We start from the raw sequence: 22,060 nt of genomic DNA, 5'->3' as shown, positions 1-22,060 counted from the left end.
ATGAAAAAAGAATCAAACCACATTCTATCCACAACAGGTATCGCTTTTAGAAAGTATCCTTACTCAGAAAGTAGTTCGATCCTCTATTGGATTAGTAGTTTAGGATGCATTAAAACATTGGCTAAAGGCGCCCGAAAGACAGGGAAGTCTTCTTTTGCTCCCATTGATCTTTTTTATGAATGTGAACTGACTTTCTATGTTCCGAAAATAAGCGATCTCTATTTATTAAAAGAATATCAGATTATAGATCCAATGCTAGGGTTAAGAAAAGATTGGGCGACTTTTCTTTGTTCAACTTATTTTATCGAACTGGTGGTTCAGACTGCGGAGGAACGAACGCCCATACCAGAATGTTACACGCTTCTTCAAAAGGCCTTGGCCTTTATTCAAAAAAAGCCTGTTTCTTTAAAAGTCATAGATCGTTATGAAGAGAGGCTTTTAAGTATTCATGGGTTAGAGGGTGGAAAAATCGAACAACTGATGGGGCAGGCGTCAGGGGGAGGAAAAAAATTATGGGAAACAAGGAAAAGGCTTGTTGATTCTCTGGGCTTGTAAAAAAAAGTGCTCCTTCATTGTTGGGATATCCGAGAATCATCCTTGACTAGATTGATCCTCCTCTTGATCCATGCTTTCTTTTGGGCTGGACTGGTCATCTGCATAGATTGCTTTATTGGCAGCAATCAGCCGGCATCGAAGATAATCTATTTTTCCAAGAGGAGTTTTTGGAAGGGATTCCAAGAAAATAACTTGTTTTGGGATCCAAAGCCTTGAAAAACCCTGGGCAAGAAGATATTTTCTAATTTGCCAATTATGGACCTGCTTGTTAATCAGTAAGGCTAGTGCTTCACCTTTTTTGAGGTCGGGAATCCCAACGATTGCCATTTCAATTTCTTCTCCATGGGTTTGCGACAAGCTTTTTCTTAAAGCTTCTTCAATGGTACCATGAGGGACCATTTCTCCACCAATCTTAGAAAATCGGCTGGCTCGGTCTTCAATAAAAATAAACCCTTCGTTATCCAATGTCCCGATATCGGCGCTTAAATACCAACCTTCTTGAAAGGAAGCAGCTGTACGCAATGGATCATCCAAATAACCATTAAAAATATTAGCACCTTTAAAGCTTAATATTCCTCTGGCTGAAAGCGGTAATTCCTTTCGTGTTTCTTGGTCAAATATCCGAATAGACATTCCAGCTGAAAGCTGACCGACGCTTCCGGGTTTGTTTCGTTTGGTGTTAGCAATTGAACCAGGGGGCTGGAAAGGATCAACCACATTGGAACTAATCACAGGAGCGGCTTCTGTCGTCCCATATCCTTCACAAACAGGAATTCCAAATTTCGACTCAAAATCAGCTGCAAGCTGCCTTTGAAGTTTTTCTGATCCCACAATAACGATTTTAAGACTCCGAATTTTCTCCGGAGGAACTTTTTTAAGATACTGCCGCAAGAAGGTAGGCGTAGTAATAAGAAGATCAATTTGGTACTGTTCAATGAGGCTTGCTAATTTGTCTATTTCCAGGGGATTGACGTAAGTAACTGTCTGAGGACCCCCTAATATCGGCCACCAGAGACAGGTCGTTGAACCAAAGCTATGAAAAATAGGAAGGGCACCAAGTAATTTTTTAATCGGAATAGTCGAAAGAATGGATTTGATCTGAGCAATATTAGCCAAAATATTTTTATGGGATAAAGGGACTCCTTTGGGCTCTCCGAAAGAGCCGCTTGTAAAAAGTAAAATTGCTTCTCTATTCCCCCCCACTTTGGGAACACCCCAAAGAGTGGTAAGAGCTTTCGTGGACAAATGATCAGCCAAGAAAATATGAAAGAAAAGAGAAAGCTTTGAAAAGGATTGAAGAAGGCTTTCTATTTCGATGGTCCTTTGAGGCCAAGGGAAGTCCTGAAGTTTCTCTTTGATCATTTTGGCTGTGAAGACCGTTTTAACCTTGGACTTTTCGATCGAAACGAGATTCATTGCTGATCCAACTGTTAAATTGAAGTTTACAGGAATTTTTCCAGCAAAAACGACCCCTAAATTGACAATAACTGCACCTGCTCCGATCGGCAAAAGGACACCTACTCGTTGTTCATGGACATTTCTGGAAATCCAACTTGCGACTTTTAAAGCTATTCCCAAAAGGACCTTTCCTGTAAGCGTTTTTTGGCTATAACCATCGATGAATATAGGGAGGTTTTTTCTCTCTTTAAGATAATAAACAGCTTGCCAACCAATGCTTTCTTCCAGTTCTGAATGCATGGACAAAGCTTGAGCGGAAAGATCATAGAAACTTTTTCTTAGCCAATCCCATCCTGTATCATTTGGAGACTTAGGTGAGCCAACAAGGATGCGACGCGTAATAGGTTTTGAATCCGAATGAGTTAAAAAATGATTCCAGAAAGAATCGATCCAGACTGGAATACGCATGGATTGTGTTGTTTCGATAATGTCCAAAACAAACTGTGGAATGACTGAAACAGTTCCTTGCGGCTCTTCTGTCAATCGAAGGATTATAGCGATTAGTTCCCCCAATTCGATTTTCTCTTTTAGCCATTGAACAGCCTCTTCTTTATTGATTTTTTCTAAGCATAAATACCCTCTTTCGAGCAGCTGTTTGCAATCTTGTATCCCTGTTTCTCCCACAGCAATGACAAGCTTTCGAGGAGCATTTTTTTCAAGATACTCAATGTCTTCTAAAGTTGCAGCGTAGATTAAAAGCAGAGCCCCTTGAGACGATGGAATCCATTCCCTACCAATCCAGTCCATTACATTGTTCCTCAAAAGCTAAAGATCTTTAGGAAAAATAACCTTATTTTACCTATAGAGAAAATTCAAATGGAAAATAGGTTCAATAAATTTCAACAGGAGAGCGCTTCCCATCCTCTGGTGCTCTAAGTTTTGCTCTTTCTTTCCCAAGGACCTTTTCCCGAAGCGAATATATCTCTGAGTCTATGCTTTGAAACTCACTCAGAGAAAAGGAAAGGGGAGGAGCTAGCCGCTTGCGGAAATTTTCGATTCTCTGCCAGGCAGCTTCCTTGATTGTTTCAGGCAATGAGCTCAAAATAGAGGCGGCTTCTCTAATTAATGGAAAACGATGGCAAAGTAAGAGAATATCTACTCCAGCTTTGAGGGACAGTTCCAGCGTGTTCTTTAAGGAGTAATGATGAATGATGGCTCCCATGTCGATGTCGTCGGACACGAGGAGTTTGGTATAATTCCATTCTTTTCTTAAAACATCCTGAATGGTTCGAAAGGAAAGAGAAGCGGGCAATCCCTCCGGATCCAGATTCAAGTTGCGAATGTGAGCAATCATGAAACTATCACACAAATTTTGAAGGTTTTTAAAAGGGAGCCATTCAGAAGCCTCGAGTTCTTTTTTTGTTTTAAAAACTTGAGGGAGTTCAAGGTGTGGATCGCATTGCGCAAAACTATAGCCAGGGAAATGTTTGCCACAGCATAGTATTCCCTGGGAGTGCATGCCTTCAATAAAGGCCTTGGCGAAAGAACAAACACTGTGTGGATCCGAAGCAAACGTTCTACCTTTCAATGAATTGTGTTCCTGTTCAGTAGTTTCGAAATCCAACACAGGGGCTAGGTTATAATTAAGCCCGAAAAGTCTTAATAATTTTCCTGTAAGTTCCCCGTGTGCCCAAAGGAGTGCTATATCCCCCTTTTCCCCAAGATCTTTAGCACTAGGAGGTTCACTACCGAATACTTTGAACCGAGAGACCCTACCCCCTTCTTGATCAATGGTTAAAATAGGCTCATGGTTGAGTAGGGATCTCAAAGTGTCGACTAGATTTCTGAAACCAACTGGGTTTTCAAGATTCCGAGAAAAAAAAATGAATCCTGCAGGCTGAACGTCTCGAATCGTCTCTATCTGCTCTTGGGTAAGTTTTGTACCAGGCAATCCTACAATAAGAAATCTTCCTCCATCACTCAGTGTATGCGTCGTAGAAAAATATCCACTCATAAATAAACCTATTCCTTATTCTTTTTATCGATTAGCACCGAAGAAAAAAAGATATTTTTCTCTCATTGCCCCAAGCAAACCAGCACGGTGTTTTAAGATTCCATTGATCAACCCCCCCAATCGAATCTCTGCTTGAGGTAATCTTCTCAAGTAACATTAATGATCAGAGGCTTGAATTTTCTTGACGGCTTTTTCTCTGAGTTTCCTGTGAAAAATTAAGGATAGAGGCTCTAACTCTAAGCCCTTACCCTTCATAACTGCAATACGCAAATGAGAAATGCTATGATGCGTTTTTACTTTTCTACCATTGTATTTCCTTCTAATCAGTTTCATATTGCTTTTTCTTAGGAAAAAGAGATGGTAATGGATTATTTTTTAATGAACTGAGGATCTTTCTTGGATTGCTGTGAAGAAACAGCTAAAAGCTTATTTTTCTGGTTTTGTTCAAGGAGTTGGTTTTAGAGCGACGGCTAAAAGAATTGCCCAACGCTATGCCCTTGGAGGGCTAGTCCGCAACTTAAAAGATGGAAGAGTAGAATTGATTGTGGAAGGAGAAGAACAAGCAATCAAGGAATTCATTCGAGAATTAACGCATTCCTATCTGCAATCATACATCTCTCATATGGATTTTCTTTGGGGAGAGCCTGAAGGTAAATATAATCATTTTTATATTGCTCATTGATATGCTATCTATAAAGGAAGAGGGGCAGAGGAAAGACTACCTTTTCCAGAAAAGGTGGTTTCACACCCATATTAAGAAAGATAAGCCTGTTAGGCATACTCAAGTCTGATGATTAGTTTTTCTTTAGTGCCTGAATAGATGAGAAAAAGATATTTTTTACAGAAGAAAAAGAACTACATTCAGATCTATGCAAAGGATTCGATAAATTATTTTTCATAGAGAGAAAAATATTTGTAAAATATCAAATGTATGAGGCATACGTTATCTATTTTAGTGGCGAATCGGTTTGGTGTTTTAACTAGGATTGCTGAGCTTTTCAGCGGTAGAGGCTATAATATAGATACCCTTAATGTCGGTCCGACCCATGATGAGTCTGTTTCTCGGATGACAATAGTGGTCAAAGGAGATGATCAAGTATTAGACCAGGTGACAAAACAATTGAACAAACTCATTGATGTCTTAGCGGTTCAGGATTTTAGGGATGGAGAATATATTGATAGGGAGTTGGTGTTGGTAAAGGTAGCGACAAGCAATAAAAGTCGAGCGGAGTTGATGCAGATCTGCGATATTTTCCGGGCAAAAATTGTCGATGTCGAACCTAAAAATATGACTATAGAAGTGACTGGGGATGAGAGTAAAATTTCGAAATTTATTTTTCTTATGCAGGACTTTGGGATATTGGATTTAAGCAGAACTGGAAAGATCGCTCTACCAAGAATCTAAAAAAACATTAAAAGAAGGAATATTCAAAACAAACATAGAAAGGCTAATCATCGACTTGTTGAAATAGAAAAGTAGGAATATTTCATTGTCGATGGTAGAAAGGAAAAAATGACAAAGACTGTATTATTGGATAAAGATGCGGATTTATCGCTTTTAAAGACAAAGACTATTGGAGTCATTGGGTTTGGTTCCCAAGGACATGCCCATGCTTTGAATTTAAGGGATAGCGGAATGAACGTAATCATCGGGCTGCATCCTCAAAGTAAATCAATAGACATTGCTAAAAAACATGGATTGGAAGTTTTAACTAATAGCGAGGTAGTGAAAAGAGCCGATGTTATTTTTTTAGCCACTCCCGATCTTGTGATTCCAGAGATTTATGCTGATCAGATACTTCCCAATCTTACTCCTGGTAAAATTCTTGGTTTTGCCCATGGTTTTGTGATCCACTACAAGCTTGTAGTGCCTCCTCCTGAAGTAGATGTCATTCTTGTGGCACCGAAAGGTCCCGGACATCTGGTTAGAAGAGAATTCATTCAAGGGAGAGGAGTCCCCGCCTTGATTGCTGCCTACCAGGATCGAAGTGGCAAGGCAAGAGATATTGCTTTGGCCTGGGCTAAGGGCATAGGTTCGACTCGAGTTGGGGTTATTGAAACAACTTTTAAAGAAGAAACCGAAACTGACCTTTTTGGAGAGCAGGCGGTGTTATGTGGAGGATTAACCTCCCTTATTACTGCTGGTTTTGAAACATTGGTCAACAGTGGCTATGCACCAGAAATGGCCTATTTCGAATGCGTACATGAAATGAAATTGATTGTGGATTTGATTTATGAATCAGGAATTTCGGGCATGAGATTTTCTATTTCAGAAACGGCCAAGTGGGGAGATGTTTCGGTTGGTCCCAAAGTCATTGATGAGCATGTTAAAGAAAACATGAGAAAGGTTTTGGAGAACATTCAAAACGGTACCTTTGCGAAGGAATGGATTGAAGAGGTTAAATCAGGAAAACAAAGGTATAAAAAATTGCTAGCCCAGGGAGCTGAGCACCAAATTGAGAAAGTAGGAGCAGAGATTCGTGCACTCTTTCCTTGGTTGAAGCAAAAAAATCTTCAAGGCGTGCAGGCTGCCTACGATTAAAAAAACAAACTGTGAAGAGGGCCTTCCTATGGCTGAAAATCGGCTTATTATCTTTGATACAACTTTGAGGGATGGAGAACAATGTCCTGGAGCGAGCATGACTGCCAGGCAGAAGTTAGAAGTGGCTAAACAGTTAGCCAGGCTTGGGGTCGATGTGATTGAAGCAGGATTTCCGGTTATAAGCCAAGGAGATTATCAATCAGTCCGAGAAATAGCTTCGCAAGTGAAAGGACCAAAGATTTGTGGGCTTTCTCGCTGCTTACCTAAAGACATTGAAGCAGCAGCATCGGCCTTGGAGCCAGCTGGGAGTGCGGCAAGGATTCATGTATTTCTTGCTACCTCTCAAATTCATCGTCGCTATAAACTTGCTAAGGATGAAGAAGAAATTATCCAGATTGCAGTTAATGGGGTACGTTTGGCAAAAAGTTTTGTGGAAGATGTGGAGTTTTCAGCAGAAGATGCTTCTAGGACTGAGCCAGAATTTTTAGCTAGAATCCTTCAGCAGGTCATAGAAGCAGGGGCGACTACTGTTAATATTCCTGATACAGTTGGATATGCTGTTCCAGAAGAATTTGCTTCTTTAATCCGCTATCTTTTTGAAAATGTCCCCAATATTCATAAGGCCATTGTTAGTGTGCATTGCCATAACGATTTAGGCCTGGCTGTTTCTAACTCTCTGGCAGCAATAAAAGCTGGAGCAAGACAGGTCGAGGGAACCATCAATGGAATTGGAGAAAGAGCGGGGAATGCTTCTCTTGAAGAAATTATTATGGCCATACACACCCGTCCTGATTTTTTTGGGAAAATGGAGTTGGGCATTCAACTGAAAGAAATTCTTAGGACTTCTAGGCTTGTTTCAAGAATGTCGGGTTTGGCTGTCCAGAGAAATAAAGCGATAGTCGGAGAAAATGCCTTTGCCCATGCTGCTGGCATCCATCAAGATGGAATCTTAAAGAAAAGGGAAACTTACGAGATTATCGATCCGAAAATAATTGGATGGGAGCAAAGCGAGCTGCCTTTGACAAAACATAGTGGAAGAGCCGCGCTGGAAAACAGACTGCGCATGTTAGGCTTCGAATTAGAAAAAGATGAAATAGATAACATTTTCTCCCAGTTTAAAGACATAGGAGATAAGAAAAAGTTTATTTATGATGATGATTTGATTGCTCTTGTTGAGGGACAAATCTCTCGGATCAAAGAGACTTATCAGCTGGAATATATGGCTGTTGCTGATTGTAGTGGAGGGATTCCAATGGCTACGATAAAATTACGGCGTGGCCAAGAATTGCTCGTGGATGCGAGTACCGGAGATGGAGCGGTGGATGCAGCAATGAAAGCTGTAGATAGGATTACTGGTCTGCATGGGCATTTAGTTGAATATGAAGTCAGATCAGTGACAGAGGGGAAAGATGCCATTGGAGAAGTGACCGTCAAAGTGAATTTTGACTCAAAACATTTAGTAACAGGGAAAGCAGCTTCCACCGATGTCTTTGAGGCTAGTATCAGAGCCTATCTTAATGCAGTCAATAAAGCCTTGTTATAGGCCTAATCCTTTAGGAAAAACTAATAGATAGTCCTTTTTTCTAAGTTAAAGGAATCATTTTTTGTTCTTTAAAAAGGAGTGGGAGGAATGTCAAAAATTTCGCTTTCTGGCCTTAAATATGGGATAAAATGATCAAAATTCAAAAAAATTACGAAAAGCACATAACCAATGATGATAGCAAGTACAATGGATAAAGAGATATAATCCCATTCCCGTTTTAAATGGGAGGTGCTCCGATCAAATGAATGTTTATGATCAAAGCTTTTATAATTATTATCCATCTAGGAGTATTATTGCATAAAATAGACAATTGGCAAAGAAAAAATCTTTTTTTTGTTTGGCAAGGTAGAGCTTTATTTGAGCTCCGAAAGCTTTAGCCTTCTTATGGAAAAAGATCTTTAGGAAGAGGTGGAATGGAAGACTATCCAGTGTTTCTTAGACCTGCACTGATTCCATTGATAGTTAACTCGATGACTGACCGGATCTTATCAATCTCATTTGGATCGGTTATCGAGCCGCTGCGGTTTCTTCGGATCATCTCTACTTGAATATAATTGAGGGGATCTACATAAGGATTTCTTAACCGGATGGATCTTTGAAGAATGGGTTCATGATCAAGAATGGAATTTTGATTGGTTATTTTTAGGATAGTTTCGACCGTTTGCTTGTATTCGGATTCTATTATTGCAAATATTTTATCGCTGAGGCTTCTGTTGGTTGCTAAGGAACAATACAGTTTAGCAATGTCAATGTCTGTTTTAGCAAGAGAAAGTTGAGCATTATCTATGACTGTTTGAAAAAAAGGCCATTTATCGTACATCTGTCGTAGGATGGATAAAGACTCAGGACTAGATTCAATAGCTATTTTTAAACTTGACCCTATGCCATACCAACCAGGAATAACGAAGCGGGTTTGCATCCAGGAAAACACCCATGGGATAGCTCTAAGATCTTCGAAACTTTTAGATTGAAAACGGAAAATAGGCCGGGAAGCAATTTTTAAAGACCCAATTTCGTTGATTGGGGTAACCTCTTGCCAAAAACGCAAAAAGTCGACTTCATTTTGGACCAATTGAGTATAGGCAACATAACTATTTTCGGCGATTGACTCTATAATATTTTTCCAAGATTTTCGAATAATGCTCCTTTTCCTGCTTTTATAAATAGCAAGGAGTACCCCATAGGCGGTTTGTTCGAGAATTCGAAAAGCGATATCGAAATCATGATAACGTGTGGACAGCACTTCTCCTTGCTCTGTAATCCTAATTTTTCCGTCTAAAAGCCCTTTGGGTTGGGCTAAAATAGCTTTGGCTGCTGGACCTCCTCCACGGGCAATGGTCCCTCCTCTACCATGGAAAAGGATAAGATCGACTCCGTGAGATTGACAAACTTCATGAAGCTTTTCTTGTATGTGATAAAGCCACCAATTAGAAGTCATATATCCGCAATCTTTGTTGCTATCTGAATAGCCAAGCATGACTATCTGTTTGTTGTGTCGTTTTTGCAGGTAATTTCTATAAAGTGGATGACAGAGAAGATCCTCAAGAATCTTTGGAGCTGATTTTAAATCCGAAAGAGTTTCAAAAAGCGGCGCAATATCAATGAAACAATCGCATATTTCACAAAGATAAAGGACTTCAAGAATATCTGATAAGCCAGAAGTCATACTGATCAGATAACATCCGCATGCTTCTTTTCCTAAGATCCGTATTGATCTAGAAAAAACCAGAATAGGTCCTAGAATTTCCTTGAGCCTTTCGCTTGCATGGCTGTAAAGAGATGGAAGGGAAGGGAAAGGCTTTTGGAACAAGCTGTTCAAAAGTTCGACCTTTTCTTCTTCTTTGAGAGTTGTGTAGGATTTGATACCATTGCTATTGAGTTGGAGTATCTCTTCAATAGCCTCTTGGTGCATAGAGGAATGTTGCCGGATATCTAAAGAGAAAATATGAAGGCCAAAAACTTCGATTCTCTGTTTTAGTTTTTGAAATTCTCCCTCAAGAAAAATTCGAGTATTTGATGCCTTAAAGTTCTCTTCAATTGCTTCTAGAACAGTGTTTATGGTGTTCAGTGTGAAGCAGCGAGGCAACGGTTCGGTGAAGAAATCGAGCAGATCCTTTTCGGTGATAGTATCGATAGCCATTTCGACTTCTTTTTTTAGGGCCAATAACAATAGGCGGTATGGCTCGTTGGGGTAACTCTCGTATTCTTCTTTAAGAGAGGGATAAACTTTTAGTTTTTCCTCTAAAAGCCCAAGGACATTTTTGGAGGGGGCAATATGTTGACTAGAAACAGAAAAGATTTCAGAAAGCTGAAGAAGGCTTTGGGCAATTTTTTTTAGGGCTAGATTCCGCTGCAAAATAAGTGTAGCTGCTGTTGTGACTGTTGTCACTTGAAAGTTCCCATCCCTATCTCCTCCAATCCATGAGCCAAAGGATATCCATCTGGGTTTTAGGGAAACTCCAGGATAGTAAATATGAAGGACTCTTTTGAATTCATTATGGAGCTCAGGGATGACATCCCATAGTGTATGTTCAAAATACCAGAGTCCTGTTCGGACTTCATCTAAGACCTGAGGATTTTTTGATCTCGATCGTTCCGTAAGCCACAGAGAAGCGATTAATCTTTCTATTTCGGTCTCAATGGATTGAGGTAGTTTGACATTACCAAATGCTTTTTTTAACAGGGAGGATATTTCGCACAGCTTGTTTAATATCGTTTGTCTTTTTATTTCTGTGGGATGAGCTGTGAAAACAAGAACAATCTCCATTTTTTCTAAAATTTCTTGGACTTGCTTTTTGGTAACTTTCGCTTTTTTTAATTCAAACAAAGCCGATTCGATCGATTCTTTGGGAATAGCCTTTTTGGGATAGAGCAGTTGATTTGTCCGTCTTTTCTTTAAAATCCGAACTCGATAATTTTCTTCGGCAATATTGACCAATTCAAAGTAGCAAGTAAAAGCCATGGCCATTCGATAGGCGATGTCGGTATCTAACCCCTGGACTATACGTAGGAGAGCTTTAGTGGCTTCTTCTTTGCCTTGACGACTTTCTTTGGCCAGTTTCCTTATAGTTTCTTCTATGGCGAGTATTTTTTTACCTTCTAAATTCGTAATAACCCGTCCTAAAGTATCGCCTAAAAAATGGATGGATTTCGATAAAATGGAAAAATCGTGTTCAGCTGAGATATGAGGTAAATGTTTCACCAATTTTTTTTTAGTTTGAAAGTTTAACAGTTGATCGATTTTTTTTGATTCATCTTAATGAAAAACCTTTGAAAGAAATTTCAACATTTTTTCCATTTTGTATGGCCTAAGGAGGGGTGGAATCCTTTCCATAAAAAATTACACTTTATTGCGCAGTAATGTGTATGTTTTAAACCTGTCGCGCAAGATAGACAGCCTTCAAAAGGCCGGCCGAGTTCCTGGGGGGGCTGCTCAAACGCTGAGGAGATGGGAACGCGAGCAATTCTCCTGTATGCTTGAAATCACTAAAAGAGCACTACAGTTGGCGATTAAGCAGTTGGGAGCCGCCTTCAAGAACTTCTGGACAGGACGCGCAAAGTCCCCGAAGTGCTGCAAGAAAGGCGTGCATGAGTATATTATCCTGGCCAACGACCAGTTTTTCCTCGAGGGATGCCGCATTTGCATACCCAAACAGGGTTGGGTACAGAGGCGAGAGTCGTTGCAGTGTACAGGCATGATCCTGTCTGCTACCATCTTTGGGGTGGCGGAGGTATCAGTAATGGCAAAGCTCTCCATGGGAGAAAAGGTCATCGGTCTCAAACCACACAAGGCCTTGCTAAAGCGATTGCGGCAACTGTTTTACAGTCTCTTGCGCAAGCATCATGATGCCAAGAGAAAGCTTGGGTTGACGGGCAATGCTCTGGTTCTCAAAGGCACACAGTTGCCCGTATCGGAGAATGCGAAAAAGCCAAGAGCCAAGCTGCCAGGCTCCACGCCCGCATTGTTAATATCCGGCAGGATGCCTGGCACCAGCTCACCTTCAACCTCACCCGACGGTTTCATCCCATTGCCATCGAAGAGTTGAATGCGAGCGGGAGGCTGGAAAGCGATCCCCTGACACGGTCCATTGCCGACAGGAATATTTGCGAGTCTCGGCGGCAATTGGAATACCAGGTGGAGTCGTGTGGGAGGGTCCCAGCGAACCTGCCCAGACTGTGGAGCCCTCCAGGATTGGGTCGTGAATGCGGCTAGGCATCTATTGGCGTATGGCTTGACAGTACTAGGCGCTCTTCAGCGTGTCCCGCCTGATACGAAGCCAGGAGAGAAGAAGGCGTTGGCCATCGTCACAAGACGGAGGTGAAATCGGGCTCGATGAGGCGGGAAATCAGCTTTGTTTCTGCTGAAGAACAGAAATGAGTGAGTCTGACGGAACGGTCTCTATGCCACATCAAATGGCTGTTGAAAGTAAAAGTTCTTTTTTCTCTTTTCTTTTTCTCAATAAAGGAGAATGATAGAAAAAAGGACTGTTTCGATGGCAGTGGAGAAAGAAAAAGGCCTTTTATCACCAGAAATAGCAGAGTCGCTTAAGAAATTTATCCTTTATCTTTCTGAGAAAAATTTTTCTTCTTATACCCTACGGAACTATGGACAGGCATTAACAGAATTTTTTTCCTGGGGAAAATGGCAATCTTGTAGGGAGATAGGGAAGGAAGAATGCAGAAGCTATCTGTATTTTCTTTCTAAAAAACCTGATTTAAAGAATAGTTCCATCCGATTGAGATTTGCTGCCCTTCGTTCGTTTTTTAAATTCTATTATCAACACCAAGAACAAGGAAAAGAAAGTCCCCTTTCTAGTCTTTCATTACCCAAGCTCTATCGGACACTTCCAAGATACCTTAGCTTAGAACAAATTCGTGCTTTGCTCGATGCGCCACGCCAGAAATGGGAAAAGGAGAAGGAAAAAGGAACAAAATCCAAATGGAAAGAATGGCAATGGAAAAGAGACCAGGCATGGCTGGAAACTCTTTATGGTGGGGGCATTCGAGTTGGAGAACTGTGCGCGTTAAAGAAAAAAAATTTTTTTCCTGCTGAACTGGCTCTTCTTGTTAAGGGAAAGAGAAAAAAAGAAAGATTTTGCATCATTGGAGAGGTTGCCACCGCTGCCATCTGCGATTATCTTAACGTTTGTCCTTATGAGTCCGATTTTCTTTTCGTTTCTTCAAGAGGAAAGCCATTGACTCCACGTTTTTTCCAACTTGCTTTGAAAGAATACCTTATGATTGCTGGGCTGGATCAGTCGATAAGCCCTCATAAGTTAAGGCATACCTTTGCCACGCATCTTTTGGAAGGAGGAGCGGATTTGAGAAGTATCCAAGAGTTACTAGGTCATTCTCATTTATCGACAACACAAATTTATACATCAGTAAGTGCGGAGCACTTAAGAGCATCTTATCAGCGTGCGCATCCCAGAGCGCAGTAAATACAATGTAGATGATATGAAGTCTTTTTTTCTCCGTTGGCTATACTCCTTCTTATTTGGATTTTTTACAATTCTTTGCCTTCCCTATTATTTTATAAAACTGAAGCGGAGGGGTAATCCTTTCGATGGAATTGATCAAAGATTAGGATTGTATCCAAAGCGAGAACTGAGCAATGAGCAAGGGGTAGATTTGTGGATCCATGGAGTGAGTGTGGGAGAAGTGATGATAGGAAAAGTCATATTAAAGGAGCTTTGGAAAATAGATCCTAAAATCAAAGTTGCCTTTTCTACAACTACTGCTACCGGTTTTCGACTTGCTCTATCGGAACCCAAAGAAAAATGTTTTGTCTTTTATTTCCCTCTCGATTTTCCATGGGCAGTCCGTCGCACTTTTTCTTATCTTCACCCAAAACTTGTAGTGCTTATTGAGACAGAAATATGGCCGAATTTCTTGGCAGAAGCCTCTGAAAGAAAGATTCCTGTTTTGCTGTGCAATGCCCGACTATCAGAAAGAACGGAAAGGTGGTATAAAGTTTTTTCTTGGTTTATGAAGCCCTATCTTAACAAGTTGAGTTTGATATTAGTAACGGATGATTCTGAAATCGAACGGTTTGTAAAGGTAGGGTTTCCACCTGAAAGAATTTTTCGATTAGGGAGTATGAAATTTGACGTTGCTAACTATAGAAGCCAAACGGAAGTTTCTTTAGGATGGTGGAAAAAAGTTGGTTGGGATGCAAAAAACCTTGTTGTTTTAGGGGGCAGTACGCATCGAGGAGAGGAAGATATTCTCCTAAGAGAGTTTATCAAGCTTAGGAAGCATTGGCCTAATTTGCGTTTAATTCTAGCCCCTCGGCATGCTGAAAGAGCCAAAGAGATCAAAAATCTCTGTGATCAATTTGGACTTAATTCAAGATTGCGCTCCAGTTTGGAAAAGGAGATGACTCCAGAAGGTAATTTTGATATCCTTATTGTCGATTCTACTGGAGAGTTGCGTTCTCTCTATGAAAAAGCTGATCTAGTTTTTGTAGGGAAAAGTTTGACTGCCAAGGGTGGGCAGAACTTTATAGAGGCTGCCAAAGCAGGAAAAGCGATTATAGTCGGACCAAATATGCAAAACTTTAAATTATTATTGAATCTTTTTGTGGATCAACGAGCTATTGTGGTAGTGCAAAACAAGGAGGAGTTTTCGTATCATCTAAAGAGTCTGATTGCTGAGGAAAAGACAAGAAAGTTGTTAGGAGAAAGGGCAAAATCCCTGTTTTTACAGAATTTAGGAGTGGGAGAAGAAACGGCAAAAATTCTTCATGGCTATTTGAGTTTTCAAAAGCAAAATCGGCAAGACTTTGGAGAATATCGCGAATTGAACATCCAAAAAAGTCATGTTAATTAGGAAGTAGTTAGTAGCATTTTTTTCGAGTTGGAAATTTTTAAAATGAGTACAGATTTTCCGATTCAAACTGAATCTGTAAGAACAGAAAAGATTAAACAGCGAACCAAACTAGAAGTAAAAAATCTAACTTTTTCTTATGGAGAGCGTTTAGCTTTAAATAATGTCAGTTTCGAGGTATCAGAGGGGATGATTGCAGGGATTCTGGGTCCTAATGGCAGTGGGAAGACAACCCTTTTTAGAATTCTTTCCACTTTATTACCTTTGTCCTCTGGAACAGTCAATATTTCTGGGTTTTCTTATCCTGAAGAAAGTGCTTCTGCTCGTGCCATCATGGGTATTGTCTTTCAGTCACCAAGTCTAGATAAAAAATTAACTGTCGAAGAGAATTTGTTGCATCAAGGTCACTTGTACAATTTACATGGCAAAGAGTTGCGGAACCGGATCGACGAATTATTAAAGCTCTTTCATCTTTCTGAAAGGAAAAAAGATCTTGTGGAGACTTTATCTGGAGGGCTCCAAAGAAGGGTTGAAGTGGCAAAAGGGATATTGCATCGGCCTGAAGTTTTAATTCTGGATGAACCAAGTACGGGAATCGATCCGGCCGCACGCAGAGATATATGGAACTATCTTTTTACCCTAAGAAAAGAATTAAATCTGACCATTCTAGTTACAACCCATCTGATGGATGAAGCAGAAAGATGCGATAAAGTGTTAATCTTAGACCAAGGAAAAGTCATTGCTTGGGATAGTCCAGATCGGCTCAGGTCTTTACTCCCAGGACTTGTTCTCACTATTCGGTCATCTTCTATAGATATTTTAGAAAAGGATATTTTTAACCTTGGGAGGATGCCTATAAAACTCAACGGGGCGATTGTTGTCGAATCGAAAAAGGATGAAAGTCCACAGACCCTTCTTCAATTTGCTGCAGATTTGTTGGAGAGGCATCAGAGCTATATTACGGCTATGACTATTGCTAAAACCTCTTTAGAAGATGTCTTTCTCCATTTGACTGGTCGTCAATTTATTGTTGGAGATAAAGAAAGTCAACTACCCATCCCATAAATGGGATGGGCTTGTAGACAACTGCAAGCCGGGTTGACCAGGGTAAGTTATGGAGCAGATGGCAATGCAAAGAAGTAACTACGTGAGCGCTAGGTGGCAGCAGACCCACTCCGGGATGCTTCCTCAGTCCCGGACACTGGAAGAAGGGGATCATGCTGGCAAAAGGCAAAACGCCGAAGGTTTTCTTCTTTCGCGTAAGCGGGTAGGTGGTCGCGCACATTCCCGAGGGGAGCGAGCCAGGAACGCCAACCAGGCTCCGTCACCGGAAATAACCGGGAAAGGAAGCGTAAGCTCTCATGTGTTCGTATTAGATAAGCGAAAGCGGCCTTTGATGCCTTGCTCGCCCGCTCGGGCGAAGAGGACCCATCGTAACGATGGTTATGGATACCCACATTGGACGTTATCCCTCCCCTCCCTAAAGGGAAGGGGTATCCCACGAGGAGGTTTATGAAACAACCTATTAGAAGAGTTGAAAATATTCCTTTAGCAATTTATACACTATGGATGCGAGAGGTCGTCCGATTCCTGCGCCAAAAAAATAGAATCATAGGAGCCCTGGGTACTCCTTTGGTATTCTGGCTTTTAATCGGATCAGGAGTAGGAAAATCTTTCCATTCATCCAATGAACCAAACTATCTGCTATACTTTTTCCCTGGCATGCTTCTTCTCATCCTTCTTTTTACAGCTATTTTCTCGACTATTTCCATCATTGAGGACAGAAAGGAAGGTTTCCTCCAAGGGGTGCTATGTGCGCCAATATCGCGTAGTTCGATTGTCTTTTCGAAGCTCTTAGGCGGAACTTCTTTAGGATTGTTACAATCATTACTTGTTTATTTTTTGTCTCTGCCTCTAGGTATCCCATTTAGTATGGAGCGATTGCTTGGTGTGGCTGTAACATTATTCTTGCTCGGAATGGCGATGACTGCCGTGGGCTATATCCTTGCATGGCCACTTGATTCTGTTCAAGGCTATCATGCCCTGATGAATCTCTTCCTGATGCCTTTATGGCTCTTATCAGGAGCCTTGTTTCCTGCTGAAGGAGCCTATGGGTGGATTAAAACGCTGATTTTTCTTAACCCATTGTATTATGGACTAGAGATGTTACGGTTTTGGTTGTCCCCACATTCTACTCTTGCTCTCCATACGTTGGTTATGTATTTTGTAATAACATTTATATTTTTCGTGCTTGTCACGGCAATAAGTATTTGGGTGACCGATAAAATAAAAGTGAAAAATCCATGAGCCTTCAACACAAAGAAAACTCTCAAAGTCTTATTAAGACCCTTGTTGTTCTATTTATATCTCTTGTTGCTATTTCCTTTTTCCTGAACCTAACATCCAGCTACTTTCAGGTAAAATACTGGAAAGCAAGGTCCAATATGCCTAAAATTAGGCAAATTCCCCCCTTTTCTTTTGTTCGATCCGATGGTGTCACGATCACTGCCAACGACTTAAAAGGGAAAATTTGGGTGGCTGATCTCATTTATACGCACTGTCCTGGTCCTTGTTCGACTGAAACACTTAGGATGTCCCAGTTGCAAAGTATCCTTGGAAAGATTGAAGGAGTAAGGCTAGTGTCCATTTCTATTGATCCAGAAGAAGATACTGGCGCCGTTTTAAGAAAATATGCTGAGGGATATCATGCAGACCCTTCTTTTTGGTTCTTTGTAACGGGTAAACCACAAGAGATTCAGGAATTTGTAGTCAAGGGGCTAGCGCTGGGAATGGGGGAGAATCCTAAAGATAAAGTGCAAGCGGAAGGAAAATTCTTTCACTCAACTCAATTTGTATTAGTAGATCAGGATGGATTTATTAGGAAATATTATGATGGACTCAATCAAAAAACACCAAAGGATATTTCCATAGATATTCTTCTTTTATTGCAAGAATCTTCAAAGACGAACAAAGGAACTTAAGAAAAGAGAGAAACTGCAAAGCTAGCTGGAAGGAATTTTTGAAAGTCAATTGTCTTTGCCTTCTAGAAGAAAAGACTATTCAAATCGATGCAAGTAAAAGATTTGCCTGCTATTAATGCCTCTTTAAATGCCCTGACTTTCTGTTTTCTTTTGTTTGGCTATATTAGCATTAAACGTGGCAGACAGGACTTGCACAAGTGGATGATGCTCATTGCTGTGGGGCTCTCTATTGCGTTTCTTACTTGTTATCTCATTTACCATTATTATCATGGAGCCACTCCATTTCCTAGGCACGATTGGTCCAGGCCTGTCTATTTTTCAATATTGACAACGCATACCATTCTTGCCATCGTCAATCTACCCGCTATTTTTTTTGCTGTTTACTATGCCCTCACAGGCCAATTTCGTAAGCATACCCGGATTACCAAATTGCTTTGGCCTAGCTGGGCTTATGTGTCAATCACTGGCGTTTTAGTCTATTTTATGCTCTACCATTGGTTCACGAAAACTTAGTGACCTCCTCCCACCTTTAAAAGGGTGGGCTTCCTCTTTCACCGAAGGCATGCTTACTCGAACATAGGGATTGCTTCCCAATATTCGAACAGAGGCTTCCTTCTCCAGAGGCGTTAGTTCGGACCGGTCCAGCCCTACGGCCAGATGTTATACCACAACCATTAGATATTTGCAACTTAATGAAGCCGCCTCTCATCCCACTCTTAAAAGTGTGGGCTTTCCCGGCGTTCACTCGTATTTGTCATTGCCTGTGAAAACATTTCTTGACAATGCTCTAGGATTACTCATCCATTATTTCTAAAGGATCATTAAAGTGAATGCGTTTTTTTTGAAAAGCGGTGTTTTATTCGCTGTTTTTTTTCTGGCTCTAAGCACTATTCATGGACTTTGTCAGGAAACTGAATTTACGAAAGCGGAAATTGAACAGGAAGTTCAAAAATATATTTCAGAAAAATCTACCAATGGAATATTCCCATTTCACGATCCTGTTTCTAATCAAGAATTTTCTCTTGTCTATGAAAAAGTCCGTATGGTCCGGTCTTTAGCTGGATATGGATACTTTGCTACGGTTCAATTTCATGACAGTTCCGATGCTTCCAAACCTTATGAACTCGATTTTTGGTGGAAACCTAAAGGCACAGGGTTGCTCTTAATGGATATAAGGGTATACAAATTTCCAAAGAGGGAAGGAGATAAATGGGTTTTACAAACGCGCAATCCTATTCCTTGGTGGTGGTTACCCTCTACTGAACATCCTGGAGAGTATGAACAAAAACGTGCTTGGGAAGTCAAAGCTGCTATTCATGAGTATATAGCCCAAAAGATGAAAGAAGGAGGCGGAATCTTTTATTTGAAAGATCCTAAGACAGGAAAAAATATTCCTTTGGAATTTGTTGATATTCATAATCCAGTGAGAAGAATCCCCGGAAAAGAATATTTTGCTTGTACAGATTTTCGAGAAAAAGGCGATCCAGAAAAATTTTATGACATAGACTTTTGGTTCGATGAACAAAGTGGCAAACTGATTGTTAAAGATGTAAAAATCCATAAAGAGCCTATCAAAGAAGGAGACCGCTGGATTCAGGTAGAGCGATATTCTTTTGAAAAGGATAAGCCTGTAACGGTCCCATAAATATTTGCTTTTTTTGTTTATAGAAATTTTTTTTTAAGAGCTAAGTCATTATGTATTCTCAACTCACAAAAAATGAAAAAATTATTAAACTCGCTAAGATAGGGAACAGCTGGGTGGACACATTGGATAGTTTTGAGCTGATCAGTCCTATCGATGGGAGGGTTATAGGACTGATTGCTGATTGTGGTCCAAAGGAAGCTCTTCAAGCAATTGATGCCTCTGAGGAAGCTTTCGAACTGTGGAAAGCTACTTCAGTTGATACCCGATATCAAATTTTATCGCATTGGGCCAGGTTGATTGTGGAAGAAAAAAATCAGTTGGCTGAAATCATGGCTTTGGAAATGGGAAAGCCTATTAAAGAAGGAAAAAAGGAAGTCGATTATGCTGCTAGTTTTGTCTGGTGGTATGCCGAGGAAGCCAAGCGTATCTATGGGGTAACCATTCCTGCTCCTGTGCCTTCCAAGCGAATTGTGGTGCTTTATGAACCTGTTGGACCTGTATTAGCCATTACCCCATGGAATTTCCCAGCTGCAATGGTTACAAGAAAAGCAGCTTCGGCCATCGCGGCTGGGTGTACCATAATCATTAAACCTGCTGAACGGAGTCCATTGACTGCAACCTTTCTTGCCTCTCTTTGGGATAAGGCTGGAGGGCCTCCTGGAGTTTTACAAGTGCTTCCAACGGCTAATCCTGAAAGGCTTTGTAAGGTATTTTTTGATGATTTTAGAATTAGAAAAATTTCGTTTACTGGCAGCATACCCGTAGGGAAGGCTATCTATAAGGAAGCAGCTAAAACTTTAAAAGGCGTTCTTTTAGAGTTGGGAGGGAATGCTCCCATGATTGTCTTTGCTGATGCCGACATAGACACAGCTATTAGAGAAGCCATTCAGGCAAAATTTAGGAATGCTGGACAAGCGTGCGTTGCCGTGAATAGGCTTTATGTCGAAAAAAAGATCAGCGAGCCTTTTTGCAGTAAACTAGTTGAAGAGACAAAAAAGCTTGTCCTCGGAGATCCATTTCTTCCAAGCACCGATATTGGTCCACTGGTTGGAGAACAGTCCCTCCAAAAAATTCATTCTTTGCTCGCGGATGTTTTAGAAAAAGGCGGGAAAATTCTCTGTGGAGGGGAATCCCAAGGATTGTATTTTGCTCCAACTATTGTTTGGGTCTCTGATCCCTCTGCAAGAATACTTAACGAAGAAATTTTTGGTCCAGTTTTGCCAGTCATTCATTTCGAAACGGAGAGGGAAGTTATTAGTTGGTCCAATGCTACCAATTATGGCTTAGCTTCTTATGTTATGACTTCTGATCTCAAAAGGGCTTTTCGTTTATCCGAGTCACTCCGTTTTGGAATCGTTGGAATAAACGATGGGAGGCCTTCCTGTTGTCAAGCCCCTTTTGGTGGGATAAAAGAGTCAGGAATAGGAAGGGAAGGAGGGCAGTGGGGTATAAAAGAGTTTTTAGAAACAAAGTATTTGTCGTTTAATCTCGATTAAGACCTAGGGAATTAAACAATAAGAGATTAAGCTTTCTGCCGCTTTCTTATAATGGAGGCATCTGACTATTTTTTTTGGAGCCTTAAACTATTTTCTTTTAAGCCTCTTCTTTTTAGGAAGAGATATTTATAAGCCTTCTTTTTCTATTCTTCTGAAAGATTTTCTAGAGCTTTGATTCTTTCTTCCAACGGTGGATGGGTGGCCAGAAGAGCCAGGATTCCCCCAGGTCGACCATTGATTTTGAAAGCGTTTAAGGCGGGCGATCGTTCATCAACAAAAGCCGATTCTCCCTCCATAATCTGTTTTAGTTTTTTGAGAGCTGAAAGCATAGCCTCTTTACCTGCCAGATGCGCACCACCCGCATCGGCACGAAACTCCCTCATTCGAGAATACCAAGCAACAATAAAAGAAGCTAAAAGACCAAGTACAATTTCAGAGATAAACATTCCCATATAAAAACCGATGCCGATCGATTCTCTTTCATCATTCCGGCTGAAAAGACGGTCTATAAAAAAGCCTATAATCCGAGAAAGAAACACTACAAAAGTGTTCACCACCCCTTGTAATAAGGTCATTGTCACCATGTCTCCATTGCTAATATGAGTAATCTCATGGCCGAGCACCCCAGCAATTTGCTTTTTATTCATTTGCGCTAGGATTCCCGTGCTGACCGCTACCAGTGCATTAGATCGAGATGGCCCAGTCGCGAAGGCGTTGACTTCAGGACTTTCATAGATGCCGACCTCGGGCATAGGTATATTGGCCCTGTTGGCTAGTTCACTGACTGTTTCCAACAACCATCTTTCAGCTTCATTGGATGGCTGTTTAATAACCTGAATGTTATAGGCCATTTTAGCCATCCATTTAGAGATGGCGAGTGAAATAAAACTGCCCGTAAAACCTACCACTAAGGAAAAAAGGAATAACGACCAATAATCTATTCCATAGGCGTTTAACCAACGATCCAGATGGAAAATAGATATAAAGAGTGTCAGTAAAACGATGACGGCAATGTTGGTCAGAATTAGCAGAAATACACGCTTGAACATGCTATATAT

At 40.8% G+C, this 22,060-nt stretch carries 20 protein-coding genes; 14 read left to right on the top strand and 6 right to left on the bottom strand.

What is annotated here, in order from left to right; all coding sequences use genetic code 11:
* Complete coding sequence (gene recO, locus QOL44_RS09105; RefSeq protein WP_009059434.1) at positions 1-555, top strand: DNA repair protein RecO; 555 nt, start codon at positions 1-3, stop codon at positions 553-555.
* 36 nt (positions 556-591) lie between these two features.
* On the opposite strand, the gene QOL44_RS09100 is transcribed toward recO, so the two are convergent.
* The 3 genes from QOL44_RS09100 to QOL44_RS09090 all read right to left on the bottom strand — a co-directional run bounded on the left by QOL44_RS09100 (position 592) and on the right by QOL44_RS09090 (position 4,117).
* Positions 592-2,760 (bottom strand): AMP-binding protein, encoded by a 2,169-nt coding sequence (locus tag QOL44_RS09100; RefSeq protein WP_009059433.1) that lies wholly within the window; start codon positions 2,758-2,760, stop codon positions 592-594.
* Between the two features lie 82 nt (positions 2,761-2,842).
* Positions 2,843-3,967 (bottom strand): glycoside hydrolase family 3 N-terminal domain-containing protein, encoded by a 1,125-nt coding sequence (locus tag QOL44_RS09095; RefSeq protein ID WP_009059431.1) that lies wholly within the window; start codon positions 3,965-3,967, stop codon positions 2,843-2,845.
* 24 nt (positions 3,968-3,991) lie between these two features.
* On the bottom strand, positions 3,992-4,117 hold the full coding sequence (locus QOL44_RS09090; protein WP_266098573.1) for a hypothetical protein: 126 nt from the start codon (positions 4,115-4,117) through the stop codon (positions 3,992-3,994).
* 256 nt (positions 4,118-4,373) lie between these two features.
* Here QOL44_RS09090 and QOL44_RS09085 point away from each other — a divergent pair, with 256 nt between their 5' ends.
* The 4 genes from QOL44_RS09085 to QOL44_RS09070 all read left to right on the top strand — a co-directional run bounded on the left by QOL44_RS09085 (position 4,374) and on the right by QOL44_RS09070 (position 8,052).
* A complete protein-coding gene (locus QOL44_RS09085) occupies positions 4,374-4,649 on the top strand; it encodes an acylphosphatase (protein ID WP_009059427.1) in 276 nt (91 codons plus the stop codon).
* A gap of 249 nt (positions 4,650-4,898) precedes the next feature.
* Positions 4,899-5,372 (top strand): acetolactate synthase small subunit, encoded by a 474-nt coding sequence (ilvN, locus tag QOL44_RS09080; RefSeq protein ID WP_009059426.1) that lies wholly within the window; start codon positions 4,899-4,901, stop codon positions 5,370-5,372.
* A gap of 108 nt (positions 5,373-5,480) precedes the next feature.
* Positions 5,481-6,509, top strand: coding sequence for a ketol-acid reductoisomerase (gene ilvC, locus QOL44_RS09075; RefSeq protein WP_009059425.1), 1,029 nt, complete (start codon positions 5,481-5,483; stop codon positions 6,507-6,509).
* 28 nt (positions 6,510-6,537) lie between these two features.
* Positions 6,538-8,052 (top strand): 2-isopropylmalate synthase, encoded by a 1,515-nt coding sequence (locus QOL44_RS09070; RefSeq protein ID WP_009059424.1) that lies wholly within the window; start codon positions 6,538-6,540, stop codon positions 8,050-8,052.
* A gap of 68 nt (positions 8,053-8,120) precedes the next feature.
* Here the strand turns inward: QOL44_RS09070 and QOL44_RS09065 are convergent, their stop codons facing one another.
* Positions 8,121-8,333: a hypothetical protein gene (locus QOL44_RS09065; RefSeq protein WP_009059423.1), complete on the bottom strand. Its 213-nt coding sequence runs from the start codon at positions 8,331-8,333 to the stop codon at positions 8,121-8,123.
* Between the two features lie 140 nt (positions 8,334-8,473).
* Complete coding sequence (gene ppc, locus QOL44_RS09060) at positions 8,474-11,254, bottom strand: phosphoenolpyruvate carboxylase (RefSeq protein WP_228343219.1); 2,781 nt, start codon at positions 11,252-11,254, stop codon at positions 8,474-8,476.
* Between the two features lie 301 nt (positions 11,255-11,555).
* On the opposite strand from ppc, the gene QOL44_RS09055 reads away from it, so the two are divergent.
* The 9 genes from QOL44_RS09055 (at position 11,556) to QOL44_RS09015 (ending at position 21,002) form a co-directional block, all read left to right on the top strand.
* A complete protein-coding gene (locus QOL44_RS09055) occupies positions 11,556-12,098 on the top strand; it encodes a hypothetical protein (protein WP_166792479.1) in 543 nt (180 codons plus the stop codon).
* 423 nt (positions 12,099-12,521) lie between these two features.
* A complete protein-coding gene (locus QOL44_RS09050; protein WP_228343218.1) occupies positions 12,522-13,493 on the top strand; it encodes a tyrosine recombinase XerC in 972 nt (323 codons plus the stop codon).
* A gap of 16 nt (positions 13,494-13,509) precedes the next feature.
* The gene (locus QOL44_RS09045) at positions 13,510-14,883 is read left to right on the top strand and encodes a 3-deoxy-D-manno-octulosonic acid transferase (protein WP_134372543.1); all 1,374 of its coding nucleotides are present in this window, start codon (positions 13,510-13,512) and stop codon (positions 14,881-14,883) included.
* Between the two features lie 42 nt (positions 14,884-14,925).
* Complete coding sequence (locus QOL44_RS09040; RefSeq protein WP_009059415.1) at positions 14,926-15,945, top strand: ABC transporter ATP-binding protein; 1,020 nt, start codon at positions 14,926-14,928, stop codon at positions 15,943-15,945.
* A 447-nt stretch (positions 15,946-16,392) separates the two neighbouring features.
* The gene (locus QOL44_RS09035) at positions 16,393-17,187 is read left to right on the top strand and encodes an ABC transporter permease (protein WP_009059414.1); all 795 of its coding nucleotides are present in this window, start codon (positions 16,393-16,395) and stop codon (positions 17,185-17,187) included.
* Positions 17,188-17,324: 137 nt separating this feature from the next.
* The gene (locus QOL44_RS09030; protein ID WP_228343217.1) at positions 17,325-17,861 is read left to right on the top strand and encodes an SCO family protein; all 537 of its coding nucleotides are present in this window, start codon (positions 17,325-17,327) and stop codon (positions 17,859-17,861) included.
* An 87-nt stretch (positions 17,862-17,948) separates the two neighbouring features.
* Complete coding sequence (locus tag QOL44_RS09025; protein WP_009059412.1) at positions 17,949-18,374, top strand: DUF420 domain-containing protein; 426 nt, start codon at positions 17,949-17,951, stop codon at positions 18,372-18,374.
* 313 nt (positions 18,375-18,687) lie between these two features.
* The gene (locus QOL44_RS09020) at positions 18,688-19,506 is read left to right on the top strand and encodes a hypothetical protein (RefSeq protein WP_009059410.1); all 819 of its coding nucleotides are present in this window, start codon (positions 18,688-18,690) and stop codon (positions 19,504-19,506) included.
* A 50-nt stretch (positions 19,507-19,556) separates the two neighbouring features.
* Positions 19,557-21,002 carry an NAD-dependent succinate-semialdehyde dehydrogenase gene (locus QOL44_RS09015; RefSeq protein WP_009059409.1) on the top strand — a complete coding sequence of 482 codons (1,446 nt, stop codon included), beginning with the start codon at positions 19,557-19,559 and terminating at the stop codon, positions 21,000-21,002.
* A gap of 143 nt (positions 21,003-21,145) precedes the next feature.
* Here the strand turns inward: QOL44_RS09015 and htpX are convergent, their stop codons facing one another.
* Entirely contained in the window at positions 21,146-22,051 is a 906-nt protein-coding gene (gene htpX, locus QOL44_RS09010; protein WP_009059408.1) for a protease HtpX, read from the bottom strand.
* Positions 22,052-22,060 lie beyond the last annotated feature (9 nt).

The sequence above is a fragment of the Candidatus Methylacidiphilum fumarolicum genome (genome assembly GCF_949774925.1).
GTDB lineage: Bacteria > Verrucomicrobiota > Verrucomicrobiia > Methylacidiphilales > Methylacidiphilaceae > Methylacidiphilum > Methylacidiphilum fumarolicum.
The sequence above is the reverse complement of the archived record's forward strand: the minus strand, read 5'-3'. Positions and strand labels throughout refer to the sequence as shown.

Excerpts from the sequence above, each read along its gene's own strand:
- recO (WP_009059434.1), top strand. The coding sequence starts at position 1 with ATGAAAAAAGAATCAAACCACATTCTATCCACAACAGGTATCGCTTTT.
- QOL44_RS09100 (WP_009059433.1), bottom strand. The coding sequence starts at position 2,760 with ATGGACTGGATTGGTAGGGAATGGATTCCATCGTCTCAAGGGGCTCTG.
- QOL44_RS09095 (WP_009059431.1), bottom strand. The coding sequence starts at position 3,967 with ATGAGTGGATATTTTTCTACGACGCATACACTGAGTGATGGAGGAAGA.
- ilvN (WP_009059426.1), top strand. The coding sequence starts at position 4,899 with ATGAGGCATACGTTATCTATTTTAGTGGCGAATCGGTTTGGTGTTTTA.
- ilvC (WP_009059425.1), top strand. The coding sequence starts at position 5,481 with ATGACAAAGACTGTATTATTGGATAAAGATGCGGATTTATCGCTTTTA.
- QOL44_RS09070 (WP_009059424.1), top strand. The coding sequence starts at position 6,538 with ATGGCTGAAAATCGGCTTATTATCTTTGATACAACTTTGAGGGATGGA.
- QOL44_RS09065 (WP_009059423.1), bottom strand. The coding sequence starts at position 8,333 with ATGGATAATAATTATAAAAGCTTTGATCATAAACATTCATTTGATCGG.
- QOL44_RS09050 (WP_228343218.1), top strand. The coding sequence starts at position 12,522 with ATGATAGAAAAAAGGACTGTTTCGATGGCAGTGGAGAAAGAAAAAGGC.
- QOL44_RS09045 (WP_134372543.1), top strand. The coding sequence starts at position 13,510 with ATGAAGTCTTTTTTTCTCCGTTGGCTATACTCCTTCTTATTTGGATTT.
- QOL44_RS09040 (WP_009059415.1), top strand. The coding sequence starts at position 14,926 with ATGAGTACAGATTTTCCGATTCAAACTGAATCTGTAAGAACAGAAAAG.
- QOL44_RS09035 (WP_009059414.1), top strand. The coding sequence starts at position 16,393 with ATGAAACAACCTATTAGAAGAGTTGAAAATATTCCTTTAGCAATTTAT.
- QOL44_RS09030 (WP_228343217.1), top strand. The coding sequence starts at position 17,325 with ATGCCTAAAATTAGGCAAATTCCCCCCTTTTCTTTTGTTCGATCCGAT.
- QOL44_RS09025 (WP_009059412.1), top strand. The coding sequence starts at position 17,949 with ATGCAAGTAAAAGATTTGCCTGCTATTAATGCCTCTTTAAATGCCCTG.
- QOL44_RS09015 (WP_009059409.1), top strand. The coding sequence starts at position 19,557 with ATGTATTCTCAACTCACAAAAAATGAAAAAATTATTAAACTCGCTAAG.
- htpX (WP_009059408.1), bottom strand. The coding sequence starts at position 22,051 with ATGTTCAAGCGTGTATTTCTGCTAATTCTGACCAACATTGCCGTCATC.